Genomic DNA, 15,316 nt, shown 5'->3' with positions numbered 1-15,316 from the left:
GCTCCATTTATGAGCCTTTTAATTGCCTTCTATAATGATTTAGGATACAATGAAACACGAAACGTTGAAAGGAAAACAATATGTTAAAAAATCTAAAATCATTCTTGCTTCGAGGAAATGTTATTGACCTTGCTGTCGGTGTTGTCATTGCCTCTGCTTTTGGTGCTATCGTTACTTCACTTGTAAACGACATTATCACTCCTCTTATTTTAAATCCCGCTTTGAAAGCTGCTAAAGTCGAACGTATCGCTCAACTGTCTTGGCATGGAGTCGGCTATGGTAACTTTTTAAGTGCTATTATCAATTTTATCTTTGTCGGTACCGCCCTCTTCTTTATTATCAAGGGTATTGAAAAAGCACAGAAACTGACTGGTATAAAGGAAGAAAAAACTGACGAAAAAAAACCAACCGAATTGGAAGTACTTCAGGAAATCAAAGCTCTCCTTGAGAAAAAATAATCGTTTAAAAGGATCTAGCGCAAAGCTAAATCCTTTCTCTTTACTCTTTGGGTAACTTGCCTGCTTTTTCAAGCATTTTCTTGATAAGATAAGGCATCTTGACATTCTCCCGACCTTTTTTCTCAATCAATTTTTTCACAAATTCTGGCATTTGTAAATCTTGAGATTCGGCTAAGATATTTTTAGTCTCATCTGAAGGCACTAACTCATCAAAGGTTTCTTCTTCTGGGAGAAATTCCTTAAACTCTTGATGTTCATTGGCTCTGACTGTATTGACCAAGGCATCAATTAAACGAGAATCCGTATTTGGCATTGGTGGACGATGGTAGGTCACACCCAATTCCTGACATAAGTCATAACATTCCACATCATTGTCAAACAAGACTTCAATATGCTCGCTAATGAAGCTGATAGGAACAAAAATATAATGGTCTGGATGTTCTGTCTGTTCTCTGAGATACTCCAAAACATCTGGCTTAATCCATGGAATACCGATATCACTCTCACTCTGCCAAGTATTGGTATATTGTTCTGAACTCAAGCCTAGTTTTTCAGCGACTAGCTTGCTATTTTCAAAAATTTGATCGATATAGGGATCGCCAAAATCCAAGGCAAAAATGGGCACACTGTGGGCTGAAAAGATGACTTTAAAGCTATCCTGCTTTACTTCTTCTTTTAAAATCTTAGCAATTTCATCAGCCCAATAGTTTAAGAGCGCTTCTTCTTGATACCAATCCTTAATAACTAAAAATTGAATTTGTTTGCTTTCTAAAAATTTCTCATAACCCATGACAGAGTAAAAAGAATAATGAGGCTCCAAAATCAAGCAAATACACTGTTCAATACCGTCTGCTTCCATCTGACCAATCACATCTGGAATAAAGGGTCTGGAAAATTTATTGGCAAAATAGACACTATATTCATTTCCCAATCTAGCTTCTACCAAGGCAACCTCTTCACGCGTAATTCTTTGCAGAGGAGTGCCTCCAATTCTTACATAATTATCATAGAGAGTTTGAATCTCGTGGTCTTGAGGTCTCACTCCACGACGAATATTTGTGAAAAAATCAGCCACACCTTCAAAGGTAATCTCTTCTGGCGAACCGAAAGTCATCATTAAAATTGCTTTTTTCATAATCGCTTCCTTGTGATATTTTTATCAAGTTTATTTTATCATTTATCCATTAATAAGTAAACGCCAACATAGCGAATTTCCCTAACTTCTGTCTTTTGTTTTTCTCTCTTTTCTATGATACAATGGAAAAAATGAATTCAAAAGGAGTTTTTTTATGACTTATCCCAATCTCTTGGATCGCTTCCTAACCTACGTTAAGGTCAACACGCGCTCTAATGAACACTCTACTACTACTCCAAGTACACAGAGTCAGGTTGACTTTGCAACCAATGTTCTTATCCCTGAAATGAAACGTGTTGGATTACAAAATGTTTATTATCTACCAAATGGTTTTGCAATTGGGACCTTGCCAGCCAATGATCCATCTTTAACACGTAAGATTGGTTTTATATCGCACATGGATACTGCTGATTTTAATGCTGAAGGAGTCAATCCACAGGTAATTGAAAACTACGATGGTGGTGTGATTGAACTTGGAAATTCTGGTTTTAAACTGGATCCAGCCGACTTCAAGAGTCTTGAGAAATATCCAGGACAAACGCTCATCACAACCGACGGAACAACCTTGCTGGGGGCTGATGACAAGTCTGGTATTGCTGAAATTATGACAGCCATTGAATATCTAACTGCTCATCCTGAAATCAAGCACTGTGAAATTCGTGTTGGTTTTGGTCCAGATGAGGAAATCGGTGTTGGTGCTAATAAATTTGATGCAGAAGATTTTGATGTTGATTTTGCTTACACTGTTGATGGTGGCCCACTAGGTGAGCTTCAGTACGAGACCTTTTCAGCAGCGGGGGCTGAATTGCATTTCCAAGGCCGTAATGTCCACCCTGGTACTGCCAAAGGGCAAATGGTCAACGCCCTTCAGCTAGCAATTGATTTTCACAATCAACTTCCAGAAAATGACCGACCTGAGTTAACGGATGGTTACCAAGGTTTTTACCATCTAATGGATGTGACAGGTAGTGTCGAGGAGGCGCGTGCAAGCTACATTATTCGTGATTTTGAAAAAGATGCCTTTGAAGCGCGTAAAGCAGCTATGCAGTCTATCGCTGATCAGATGAATCAAGAACTTGGTAGCGACCGTGTCACCCTAAACTTGACAGATCAGTACTACAATATGAAAGAAGTCATTGAAAAAGATATGACTCCAATTACCATTGCTAAAGCCGTTATGGAAGATCTGGGTATCACGTCTATTATCGAACCAATTCGTGGAGGAACAGACGGCTCTAAGATTTCCTTTATGGGAATCCCAACCCCTAATATCTTTGCTGGCGGCGAGAATATGCACGGACGTTTTGAATACGTTAGCCTTCAGACTATGGAACGTGCAGTTGATACAATCATTGGTATCGTAGCTTATAAAGGCTAAAAAGACGAGGTAGCTCAGCTACTTCGCCTTTCTTTTTATTCTACTGGTTTTTCTTAGTTTCCAGTACTTGTTGTAGATTCTGTTGTTTCCTTTTCTGAAGCTAATTCAGCAGGTTTAGAATCTCTTGTATTGCTTGGTTTGTTTTCGTCGCTAGCAGTTTCACTGTTAGATTCTGCAGTTGCGTTTGGTTGGTTCTCAGCACTGGTGTTAGCACCATTTGCTTCAGCATTTCTTGCTGGAGTTGCTTCTTCACTTGCGCTAGCTTTTGACTGGATTTGGTGATTCAAGACCAGAATAGCTTTTGTCAATTCAAGTAAAGCTGCTTTGTCTTTACTCTTAGCAGAAAGTTGATCTAGTAGAGCATCCACCTTATCAAAGTCCTCATCAGAACCATTATTACTTTCTAAATAAGAGTGAAGCGATATGAGAATATTGTAGAGTTTTTGATAGAGTACAAGTGTCTGAGGATCTTGTTCAGCATTTTCCTTTTCTTGTTGAAGGGCGCTGGCGATACGAGTCAAGACATCTTTTATCTGGCTGTTTACTTCATCCAAGTCTGCATCAGCCTTGTTTGTAGCAGCTTTGAGATTTTCTACTTCTTCTTCCAAGGATTGTCTGATTCCTTCTTCTTGGATTTGCTCTAAGAGTTGAGTTGCCTTGCTCAAAAGACTTTCTACTTCTTCCTTGCTAACATGATTAACATGCTCTTCTTTTTTAAGATCAGGATAAAGATCTTTCAGGAATTCATAAATTGCTTGCTTAGCAGATTGACTATCAACTTTTTCTTTATCTAAAACTGTTTCATTTACTTTTGTAGAAGCTGACTGATTTTTCAAAGCATCTTCTACTTCTTGTTTTGTTTGATAAATGCTTGGGAACAATTTATTCAAGTCCACAGCCTTACGGAAGGATTGGGATTGATATAAAGTAAAAGTCAAATTAGCTACTTTATTACGAAGCTCATCACTTAAACGACCATCGTTTACATGCTCATAGAAGTACTTGATATATTTCACTGTTGTATCACCAGTACGATCATTAAAGTCTTGTAAAGCTTGCAGTTGTGATTCAACCGCTGCTAAACCAGCCTCATCTTTAGCTAACTTAGCTTCTTGAAGTTTAACGAGAAGGTCTTTCTTAGGAAGCCCATAAGAGTCTGTATCCAGTGTGTTGATTTTATCAATCAAGACCTGATATTTCTTATCTAAAGCACTTGTTTCAACAGGTTTGACACTTTCATCGATATGGATATATTGCTTATCAAAGAGATCAAGTGTCGCAAGATAACCCGCTGTAGAGTTAGTTGCCAATTTCTTCATGTTTTCAGTAAACTGACCTAAGGCTAACTCAATCTGTCTTTGTTTGATTGGATCTTCTTTATAGACGTTTCGACTTTCAGCTAGAAGTTGATCTACTTTTGCCAAAACTGCCTTCTCATCAAAAGCTCCAGGTTGATAGTTGGATTGAAGAGCTGGAATCTTGTTTTTCAAAGCCACTTCATAGCCCTTGGTTTGAACCTTGATGTAGTGATTGTGGTCGCCATGAGGAATGACAAAACTACCGTTTTCAACCTGCAAACGATAAGGAGACACACCATCACGTAAGGCAGTCGTATAAAGTTCATTTAGGAAATCAAGTTCTGGATTTCCAGTTTGGAGTGGAAGTCGAACATGTTCCTTACGAACAGCATAAGGATGAATATGAGTTGGATCGTAGGCTTGGTCTGGATTTCCAAAAACAAAGAATCCGTTTGAAATTCTAATCGCTTCAAGTGGAACCCCATAGGTCTTAGAAATGTAAGCAATTTTTTCTTCATCGCTAGCATCTCTTGAGAAAGACTCTACCGTTTTAGCAAGAGGTTTTACAGGCTCTGCATCATGATGTGTTTTCAAATGGTCCTGTGCAGCCTTAATTTGTTCTGCTGTCAAATCCTTCTTATAGAAGTAATGATTGTGGTCCCCGTGACTCATAACAAATCCTTGATCATCTTCACTGATGACACGATCAGCATCAAAATCATGGCCATGTTCGTCATGGTGATGACCATGTGCATCTTCATCATGATCGTCATCGGCATCATGAGCTGGACTTGGTGTTGTTGTATTTGCACCTTTCAAGTGGTCTTGCGCTGCCTTAATTTGGTCTGCTGTCAAATCCTTCTTGAAGAAGTAATGGTTGTGGTCGCCGTGACTCATGATAAATCCTGCTTCATCTTCTCTGATAATTCGATTGACATCAAAATCATGACCATCTTCTTCATGTTCCACATGTGAAACACCAGGATTGGCTGAAAGAGATGGCGAAGGTGTTGTTAGACCATTGTTTGGAAGAGTCGGTTGCCCAATTACGGTTGATTTTGGAATGTAATGGAAATGATCACCATGTCTTACAATATAGGCTGTAGCAGTTTCTTCGACAATATCTTTAGGATTAAAGATATAGCCATCAGATGTTGAAGAGATAGGCTTATTTGTAAGTAATGAGGCATGATTCAAAGTAGATGGACTACTTGAAAGACTTCCTAGACTAGACGCTACTTCATGAGGTTTTTCATTTGTAGAGACCGTAGAATCAGTCCCGCCTATAGGCACCATTCTAGCAATCTTTTCTTCTAAGGCAGAAAGCTTGCTGTAAGGAATAAAGTGATAATGGTCGCCATGCGGAATCGCAACTCCATTTGCCGTACGGCTGATAATCTTAGCAGGGTCAAAAACCAGACCATCTGATTCACTGTAACGTTGGTCGCTAGGTGAATCATAGAGTTCTTTCAATAGACTTTGGAGATTTTCAACTTTGCTTTCTGACTTGCTAGTTGAGCCTTGTGCTACAGATTGCGTGTTATTGTCACTAGCTGCTGAAGAATAGCTTAACTGACTCGGTTGAGTATTTTTCCCAGCTAGATGAGCTTTTGCTGCTGCTAATTCACTAGCAGACAAATCACTTTTTGGAATGTAGTGATAGTGACCTCCGTGGGGAACGATATAAGCATCACCCGTATCTTCGATAATATCAGCTGGATTAAAGACATAACTATCATCTGTCGTATAACGTCCCTGAGACCTTGCTACAGCAACATCAGAGCTGACCTTCTCATTATCTTTGACATGTTCTTGTTTTTGACGATTGATTTCATCTTTGGTTCGAACATTATCAGCATGAGCTGCATCTTTCAGGTAAACATAATATTTTCCATCGACCTTGATGATATAACCACCCTTGACCTCATTGACAATATCTCCATCCTTAAGTTGATAGTTTGGATCCTTCATCAAGAGTTCTTCACTAAAGAGGGCATCATAAGGAACTTTCCCATTATAGTAATGATAGTGGTCACCGTGTGACGTCACATAGCCCTGATCTGTAATTTTGATGACAATTTGCTCAGCCTGAATTCCTTCTTTTTGGCTGACCTGGTCTGGTGTCAAGTTTTCACTTTTCTGACTGGACTGACTACCATCCACATAAGAGACACGATTATTGTCCTTATTTTCCTGCGATCGATGCTGGTTTAGTGCATATGCACATAGACTCAAGGATACGATAACAGCTGATCCGGCTGCTATATACTTTTTACTGAATTTCATAAATCCCTCATTTCAATAAATGATGAAGCTTTTTCTCAACTTCTTTTTCTCGGTTAAACAATTTTTCTAAACTGGTTATTTAACCATTTAATTAACCAGTAAATAGTTTACCTTTTTTAAGTTTATCTGTCAAGATTTTTATATCATTTAAAAAAATAAAAGCCAGTATTACTACTGACTCTTACATCATCTTGATTTAATAGGATAAACTTATGCTTCTGGTTTCGTCGTAACTGACTCACTACCTTTTAACAAAGCAAGTAATTTTTCTGCCTCTGTCATGATGTCATTATTATCCATGGTTTGCAGGCTCAAGTTACCTCGTAAACTAGCCAGGGTTTCAGTCGCAGTAGCTTTCAGACTAGCATCCGTTACTTTATCAAGTAAAGCTTCTACTTCTTTGAGTTTGGCTTCCACTTTTTCAGTCTCTACTTGATGGACTTCTGGCTCTTCTGTAGTATCTTCAGCTTCTTCCTCTGTCTCGTCTTCATCAGTGCTCGGTTTATAAAGATTATCTGCTGAAGGATTTAAACCAGCGTGATTCTCTTTTTCATCAGATTCAGAGCGAGTTGGCTCACTTACTTCATCATGTTCCTTATTTTCATCAGGTTTACCGTCTTGGTCTGCCTTATTTTTACGAACATGGTCGCTAGCATTACCCCAACCATTATCTGAATGAGGACGTTGGTCCGGATGTTCAACGTAGTATTTTACAGTCGCAAATAAATCTTCTAAGGTATAACCCTCAGGTGCCTTATAGAGTCCTTCGTCAAACCATGCAAACTTAAGATTATGATAGTGATCAAAGTGAGGAATTATAAAGTAACCATTCTGTACAGCTACAGTATACTGTAAATGATTTGGTATTTTTTCTAATGGTACCTTGTTCTCAGCTGTTACGCGGTTATAGATAGCTTCTGTCCCTGTTGCCTCTGGTTTTGCTTCAGTAGAATTTGGAGCTTGTAAGCCTTTTTCTTTAGCATAAGCCTGAGCTGCTGCCCTTTCAGCTTCAGATAAGCTGTCTTTTTTAATCCAGTGGCTATGGTTCAAGTGTGGAGTGACGTAGGCATTTCCTGCATCACTTTCAATATCATGTTCGTCAAAAATGTAGCCATCTGAGGTTGTATATTTACCTGCTAATTTCGCTAATTTAATTTCATCGTTTGTATAGGCAATTTGAGCATTTGGTTTGCCAAGGCGTTCTGGGTGGGTAATCGGTGCTAGAAATGCCAATAAATCATCTACCAATTTTACTTTATTATTAGAAGATTCATTATTCAAGCGTTCTGCTAATTTGTCTAAGGCTTGGAAATCAACAGCACGCCCCTTATTTTCAGACAAGGCTTTATGAGCCTGGGTTAACAGATTGTAAGCTTTATCATAAAATTCTTTGTCACGAGAAGAGACGTTTTCTTTCTTCGCAACTAGAGCATGTGTCTCTTGAGTTTTCTTAGACAAGAGATTTTCAATAGCATCAATCTTATCCTTAGCCAAGTCTTTAGCAAAAACATAGTGACTGACACCAGCAATTTCCACAACATATCCTTTTCCAACTTTTCTAACAACCTGTTCTACTGCAAAATTAGTTTGTTTTTTCTCAGTTGACGGTTGAGCTTGCGGTTTTGGTGCTGGTTTCAAATAATGCATTCCTGGCACGACTGCACCATTTTGCCCTTTTAACAGAATCATTCTTGCAATCTTCTGCTCTAAATCAGACATTTGTGAATAAGGGATAAAGTGATAATGATTTCCGTGAGGCACAGCAACACCATTTGCTGTACGATCTGTTATTTGTGCTGGGTCGAATACCAAGCCATCCGATTCCACATGTCGTTCTGACAAAGGTTTGGCATACAATTCACGTAAAAGGCTTGAAATGTCTTCCCCTTGATTTTGATGATAAGTTGGAGTGACAGTTAGATTGTGGTTCTCTGACAAGCTTGGTTGAGCTGGGTTTGCATTATGACTAAAACTTGAAGAAGGACGAGACCCCTGCTTCCCATTCCAATAGGCTTGGGCTGCAGCCAATTCCCCTGCAGACAAAGCGCCTTTTGGTATATAGTGAAAATGGTTACCATGCGGTACAATAAAAGCGTCACCTGTATCTTCAATCACATCTGTCGGACTAAAGACATACCCATCATCTGTTGTATAGGCTCCTCCAGTTGCTCTATTCGGTGCCGGCGTATTGAGATTAAAGTTTGGTTTAATGGTTGAACCTAGTTTATCTGTACTGCTTGGTTTCGTATTATCAGAATGCTTTTGAACTGGCCGACCTCCAATTGGTAGATTTCGAGCCAATTTTTCTTCCAAAGCAGACATTTGTGAATACGGAATGAAATGGAAATGATCCCCGTGAGGAACTGCCACACCATTTGCAGTACGTTTTATAATCTGTGCTGGGTCAAATACTAATCCATCAGACTCCACATGACGTTGGCTAAGTGGCAAAGCATACAATTCTTGAAGGAGACTAGCTAAATCCTCACTTTGACTTTCAGAATCTGTTGCAGGATTTTGAGGAGTTCCAGATTGACTCGTTCTCACACTAGATCTTGTTTCTCCCCTGCTAGAACGATATTCAACCGTACTTAATTGACCGCCTTTTCCAGATAGGAAGGCTTGGGCAGCAGCTAATTCACTAGCAGACAAGTCACTCTTAGGAATATAGTGGAAGTGATTGCCGTGAGGGACAATATAAGCATCACCCGTATCTTCTATAATATCAGAGGCATTGAAGATATAACCATCATCCGTTGTATAGCGTCCTTGGGCTCTGGCTACAGCAACAGCATTATCTGTGCTTGCATTATGATTATGACTGTGTTCCTGCTTCTGACGTTTAATCTCTTCTTTTGTCCGAATATTGTCCGCATGGGCCGCATCTTTAAGGTAAACATAGTATTTACCGTTTACCTTAATGACATAGCCACCCTTGATTTCATTGACAATGTCTGAATCCTTCAACTGATAATTCGGATCTTTCATCAGCAGTTCTTCACTGATGATGGCATCATAAGGAACCTTGCCATTATAGTAATGATAATGGTCTCCATGAGAGGTCACATAACCTTGATCCGTAATCTTGATAACAATTTGTTCGGCGTTGATTCCCTCTCTCTTACTGACTTCATCTGGTGTCAAATTTTCTGCCTTTTGACCAGCCTGATCACCGTCTATATAAGCAACTCGATTAGACTCTTTCTTAGCCTGACCAGCTTGGTACCGTCCAAGTTCATAGGAACAAACACTTAGGGCAAGGACTGCCACTGAACCCGCTACATATTTTTTATTGATTTTCATTCTTTCCTCACTTTAATTCTTCTGCTAAAACACTTATATTTTCTTCAAGATTTTCTAGGTAAGTCTTGTCATTTTGTGGGTCTGCCTCTAAAGGATTCAGAGTTTTAAGACCCACACCTGTTGATTTGACAAGAGTTTCAGCTACTTTTGAAGAAGCGTTACTTTCTGTAAAAATCGTTTTAACCTTATAGGTTTTAACAAATTCCTGAATTTCTGTTAGTTGTCTTGGACTTGGTTCTTGTTCAGGAGAGATGCCTGCAATACCAAGTTGATGAAGCCCAAATCTCTTAGCTAGATAAGAAAAGGCTGTATGTTGTGTTACAAATGTTTTCTGAGTCGCTTTTTCAAATTTAGGCTGAAATTTCTTAGTTAGTTCTTGAGCTTTTTTGATAAAGGCTTGCGCATTTTTCTGGTAAGTTTCTTTATGCTCACTATCCACCTCTGAAAGTTTATCAGCGATAATCTGAGCTTCTTCACCAGCTTTTTCAGGATCTAGCCAAGTGTGAGGGTCATAGAGCGTTTTTTCATCAACTCCATCCCCTGCTTCCACATCTTCTAGCCCTGGGACGCGGTCCAAGGTCATTCCCTCAGAAGCCTCTAAAACCTTAACTTTGGATTTTTTTAGATTTGGATCCAGACTTCCTGCCCAAGATTCGAGTGTATGAGAATGATAAACAAAGACATCTGCATCATAGATGGCCGCGATGTCATTTGCCGAAGGTTCAAAAGAATGAATCCCACTACTTGACTGAATCATCCGAACATCATTCAAGTCACCAGATACTTCCTTAACCATAGCGTAGATAGGATAAAAACTGGTCACAATTTTCATCCCCTTTCCTGTCTGGCTTTCCTTTTGACTACAGGCTCCTAGCAATAATAGAAAAACACTTAACAAGACTAAAAATAAATTTTGTTTCTTCATGAACAACTCCTTAACCATTTAATTAACTAGTAAACATTCTACTCCTAAAAATTTAATCTGTCAAGATATTTTTAGAAAAAATTTGAAATTTCTTTCACATATAAAAATCTGCTGAGTTTCAACAACTCAACAGATTCTCACTTTATTCTTCTATAGTAGAATGCTTATAACCATAAGTGAAGTAAATAATACTTCCTATCAACAAGGCAATCAAGAAAGCAATCCAGGTTTCCATATTATACTGTAACATAAAGGATAAACAAATGATGATTGATAAAATCGGTAATAAGGGTACCAAGGGTGTTTTAAATTCGCCCGCTTTGGGCATTCCTTTTTCTTTCCGTAAGCGAATCAAGCCGTAAGCCAGCATGATCAAGTAGGCCAAGGTACAAATGTTTAAGAAGGCTGCAATACTAGCTAGTGGGAACATTCCTGCTGCTACTGCTGAAGCTAGACCTGTCAAGATAGTAGCATTTTTTGGTACCTTACTTGTCTTCGTTAGTTCTTTAAAGGCAGCAGGCATTAAGCCATCGCGCGCTAAACTGTAAATCATACGCGATAGGGCATAGGTCATCGAAATACAAACTGTAATCAAGGTCAAGATAGCCACTAATGACACATAGTTGGCTGCCCAACTAATCCCAACACTACGAAGGGCAAAGGCAACGGCATCATCGACATTTAGATGGCTATAGTGAACTACACCAGTTAAGACAAGCGTCACCAAGGCATAAAGAATGGTTACGATAGAAAGCGATAAGACAATCCCTCTAGGAATATTTTTTTGAGGAGTCTTGACCTCATCTACAGCCATAGAGATGGATTCAAATCCCAAAAAACCGAAGAACATCAAGGACGCACCAGCCATAATACCAGTACTAGCGCCATAGATTTGTCCAAAACCATAAGGAGCAAAATTACTCCAGTTATCAAGTTTGATATGCCAAATTCCTACTAAAACAAAGAGAGCTAAAGCGGAAAATTTCAAAATCACTAGAATAGAATTAAAGCGTAAGGCTGCCTTGGCATTTAGTAAAACAAGTGAAGTCACCAAGACCAAGACAAGAATAGGCAATAAATCAACAAATGTCCCAGCTTGAGGATTAAAGGTACCATTTAAAGCCTGAGGAAGGGCTATCCCGTATTGAGAGAGCAAGCCTTTAAAATAAGCTGCCCAACCCGAAGCCACACCAGATATGGCTGTCATGAACTCCATCATGGTTAACCAGCCAGCCAACCAAGCTGGAAATTCTCCTAAAATAGAATAGAGATAACTGTAGGCACCACCTGTAGCAGGTACTCGTGAGGCAAATTCTGCAAAAAAGAGAGCTGATAATCCCACACACAAGGCAGAAATAACGATTGAAATCACTAGGGCTGGACCAGCTAGAGTTGAGGCTGCAGTACCTGTTATTGTAAAGACGCCTGTCCCTACCATGGCTCCGATACCCAGCAAAATCAAATCCCATAACTTCAAATGCCTGTGCATCTCCGTTTTATCCAAACTTACATTCTTTGTTCTAAATATATTCATATTTGACTCCTAAATAAAATGATGATTCTATTTTACCATAAATATAGGATATTTGTGAATATTTATAAAATAATTTTCTAAAAAAATCTGACTACATATTGTAATCAGATTTTATCGATTCTAGTTCATTTCTTTAAATGCTGCTTCTGCATCCGCGTTACTGATAACACCAAATTGAATCTTTCCAATCTTTCCTTGACTATCAATCAGGTATTCTGTAGGAATGCTTCGAATTTGATAAGCTTGGAAGGTAGTTGCTTTTGTATCATAAAGAACTGGGATATCCTTATAACCTTGATCTTGGAACCACTGTGGGAATTGCTCAACAGTTTTTTCACCTTGAATTCCTGGTGCAATGACACTAAGAATTTCGAAATCGCGATCTGGTTTCGCAGCTAATTCCATCAACTCAGGCATACTTTTTTTACATGGACCACACCATGAAGCCCAAAACTTCAAGTAGACTTTTTTACCCTTGTAATCAGATAACTTAACTTCTTTACCATCCATGGATTGCAAGGTGAAGTCTGGAGCATCTTTTCCAACAGCAATTTGTTGTACGGACGTTTGTTGTTGCTGTTGTTTTGGCTGTTGTGCCGCTTGAGTCTTTTTAGTTTCTTCCTCACCACAGGCCATCAATACGACTAATGATAAAAGGCTTAAACCAGCAAACATTATTTTTTTCATCTTTTTCTCCTTTATTCAAAAATTCCAGCTAGAACATTTACTTGTCCTAATAGTAACAAAATTCCCATTAAAATAATGAGGAAACCACCAATTTTCTTCAGTAGCATCATATGACGTTTAATTTTACTAAAACATGGCATTACTACACCTGAAGCTAGAGCCAAGACCAAGAAAGGAATAGCCATCCCTAGAGTATAAATCAAGGTATAGATAGCTCCTTGCCAGGCGCCATTGCCTCCAGAAGCTGCAAGCGCTAAAACAGAACTTAAAACTGGACCAATACAAGGCGTCCAACCAAAGCTAAAGGTAATACCGAGTAAAAAAGCTGACCAATAACGATTTGCCTCTGATTTCTTGAAAGTAAAACTTTTTTGAATCTCTAATTTCTTAAAATGAAAAATTTCCATCTGGTGAAGACCTAAAATGATAATAATGGTTCCCATGACATATCGAAACCAATTGGCATAGAGAATATGACCAAAGTAACCAGCGCCAAAGCCTAGAATAAAGAAAATAAGAGAAATACCTGCGATAAAGCAAAGTGTTCGAATCAAGCCTGACCAGAGAACCTTTCTCCCAAATAAAGAAAAGCTTTTTGCACTTTCCTGATCATCCAATAAAATTCCAGCATAGACTGGCAGAAGAGGAAAAATACAGGGAGAAAAGAAGGACAAGACCCCTGCTAAAAAAACGGAGATTGAAAATATTATCGTTTCCAATAAAGAACCAACTTTCTTAAGATTTCTAATCCTATTTTACTATATTCAATTTAATTTGTATGCTTTCTGCTACGCAAAATCGTATCGGGCACTATTGGACTACTCTTTTCTTTTGCTAGTCAAGGTGGATCTTGTCCCCAAAATAGCCAAAAAGCAACGACAAGGGTTACTCGTCGCTGCTTTTGTGAACGAAAATGTCTTTTAGGTCTGACATTTCATAATTCATGTTTTACTTGAGTTTGGCAAGGATTGCTTTAAGCTCCTCTACTAGTTTAGCTTCTGTCTCTGCTGAGCCATTTTCCTCTTTCACGAAATCAAGGGTTTCTTGGAGAAGTTTTTGGGCTTTGGAAAGGACTTTTTTATCCGCTTTTTCTGCATCTAGCTGTCCGAGAACCTTGGTCAATTCCGTGCTTAATTGCTGGATTTCTGACCCTTTCTTACGACGAACCAACCAGAAGGCAATCACGCCTAGGAGAGCAAGTAGACTGACCACAATCACTCCTGCTGGAACTGAGTTTGTTTCAGTCATCTTATCTGAATCCTTACTATCTTCCGTTCCTTGCTTAGCATCTTTCTTGTCCTGTGTAGGCTTGCTGTCGCTAGCATTTGCTTTCACATCTTTGAGAGAGTCCAAGACAGCCTTCACAGACTCTACTGCAGTACGCAGACCTTGCTCTGTCAAGGCACTATCTTCCAGAGCTTTTTGAGCATCTAGGAGGACAGCCTTGGCTGCATCGATTTTCGGATCAGATACTGTTGCCAAAGCTTTCAAGCGTTGGTCTAACTCTTGAGTCAAGGCACGAAGTTCAGACTTGTCAACTTGCTCTTGAGCTGGAGCTTGCGTGCTCGTTGAGCTAGCTGAAGCGCTTGCTGCCACTCTAGGAGCTTGAGTCGGAGCTGAACTTGGAGCTGGAGCAGGACTTGCAGGTTGACTCGGAGCAGTTGGTTGAGACGATTGTGGAGCTGGATCAGATGGAGCTGTTGGAGTCTCAGTAGCTCCTTGGTCTGGCTGAGTAGGAGTAGAAGGTTGAGGTTGAGGTTGAGGCGTAGGAAGCGGACGTGGAGATGGTTGTGGATTGATGTTCTTGATAGCATCGATTCCTGCCACTTTTGCCTGTTCTACATCCTTATTTGTTACGCCCTTGTCCACCGCAATCTTAGCATCCTTAGCTTCTTGATCCACCTGTTGCAATGCTCTTGACTTATCCTCAGTTGTCAAATCAAAACGATTCGAAATTTCTGTTTTCTTAGCAAATGCAGCAGCATTGATTGCAGCTATTGCACTTGCTTTCGCCTTGTTCGCTGTTGTTACAGCTCCAATAGCTGTGATACCTTTGTTTTTCTCTGTCTCTACATTAGCGTTAGTAGTTGCTTGATTGATGGCAGTTTTTGCTTTACCTGCTTCTTGAGTAACTTGGTTCTTCTCTGCTGTTTTTTCGTCCTCAGTTAAACTTGAATCTTGTGTAATCTGATTTGTTTTTTCTGTAACTTTAGCTTCAATTGCAGCTATTGCGCTTGCTTTCGCCTTGTTCGCTGTTGTTACAGCTCCAATAGCTGTGATACCTTTGTTTTTCTCTGTCTCTACATTAGCGT

General features: G+C 39.3%; 10 protein-coding genes and 1 pseudogene. 2 read left to right on the top strand and 9 right to left on the bottom strand.

The annotated features are described in order from the left end of the window. Positions 1-80 precede the first annotated feature (80 nt). Positions 81-458 (top strand): large conductance mechanosensitive channel protein MscL, encoded by a 378-nt coding sequence (gene mscL, locus HT711_RS01525; RefSeq protein ID WP_000916792.1) that lies wholly within the window; start codon positions 81-83, stop codon positions 456-458. Positions 459-498: 40 nt separating this feature from the next. On the opposite strand, the gene hemH is transcribed toward mscL, so the two are convergent. Continuing rightward, positions 499-1,593, bottom strand: a complete 1,095-nt coding sequence (hemH, locus tag HT711_RS01520) for a ferrochelatase (RefSeq protein ID WP_173233987.1) — start codon at positions 1,591-1,593, stop codon at positions 499-501. A gap of 154 nt (positions 1,594-1,747) precedes the next feature. On the opposite strand from hemH, the gene pepT reads away from it, so the two are divergent. Then, a complete protein-coding gene (pepT, locus tag HT711_RS01515; protein WP_173249705.1) occupies positions 1,748-2,971 on the top strand; it encodes a peptidase T in 1,224 nt (407 codons plus the stop codon). A gap of 53 nt (positions 2,972-3,024) precedes the next feature. Here the strand turns inward: pepT and HT711_RS01510 are convergent, their stop codons facing one another. The 8 genes and pseudogenes from HT711_RS01510 to HT711_RS11030 form a co-directional block, all read right to left on the bottom strand. Next, a complete protein-coding gene (locus HT711_RS01510) occupies positions 3,025-6,555 on the bottom strand; it encodes a pneumococcal-type histidine triad protein (RefSeq protein ID WP_173233985.1) in 3,531 nt (1,176 codons plus the stop codon). 210 nt (positions 6,556-6,765) lie between these two features. Beyond that, positions 6,766-9,858 (bottom strand): pneumococcal-type histidine triad protein, encoded by a 3,093-nt coding sequence (locus HT711_RS01505; protein ID WP_173233983.1) that lies wholly within the window; start codon positions 9,856-9,858, stop codon positions 6,766-6,768. Between the two features lie 7 nt (positions 9,859-9,865). Further along, a complete protein-coding gene (gene adcAII, locus HT711_RS01500) occupies positions 9,866-10,783 on the bottom strand; it encodes a zinc-binding lipoprotein AdcAII (RefSeq protein WP_173233981.1) in 918 nt (305 codons plus the stop codon). A gap of 142 nt (positions 10,784-10,925) precedes the next feature. After that, complete coding sequence (locus HT711_RS01495; RefSeq protein ID WP_173233979.1) at positions 10,926-12,317, bottom strand: amino acid permease; 1,392 nt, start codon at positions 12,315-12,317, stop codon at positions 10,926-10,928. A 120-nt stretch (positions 12,318-12,437) separates the two neighbouring features. Next, the gene (sdbB, locus tag HT711_RS01490; protein WP_173233977.1) at positions 12,438-13,004 is read right to left on the bottom strand and encodes a thiol-disulfide oxidoreductase-associated lipoprotein SdbB; all 567 of its coding nucleotides are present in this window, start codon (positions 13,002-13,004) and stop codon (positions 12,438-12,440) included. An 11-nt stretch (positions 13,005-13,015) separates the two neighbouring features. Further along, positions 13,016-13,723: a thiol-disulfide oxidoreductase-associated membrane protein CcdA2 gene (gene ccdA2 / locus HT711_RS01485; protein WP_173233975.1), complete on the bottom strand. Its 708-nt coding sequence runs from the start codon at positions 13,721-13,723 to the stop codon at positions 13,016-13,018. A gap of 229 nt (positions 13,724-13,952) precedes the next feature. Then, positions 13,953-14,369, bottom strand: a complete 417-nt coding sequence (locus tag HT711_RS11035; RefSeq protein WP_345890033.1) for a transmembrane domain-containing protein — start codon at positions 14,367-14,369, stop codon at positions 13,953-13,955. A gap of 480 nt (positions 14,370-14,849) precedes the next feature. After that, a pseudogene (locus tag HT711_RS11030) lies at positions 14,850-15,191 on the bottom strand (DUF1542 domain-containing protein); the annotation flags it as partial. Positions 15,192-15,316 lie beyond the last annotated feature (125 nt).

It is taken from the genome of Streptococcus sp. 1032 (assembly GCF_013277015.1).
Taxonomy (GTDB): Bacteria; Bacillota; Bacilli; order Lactobacillales; family Streptococcaceae; genus Streptococcus.
Note: the sequence above shows the minus strand (reverse complement) of the source record. Positions and strands in the feature narration are given on the sequence as shown.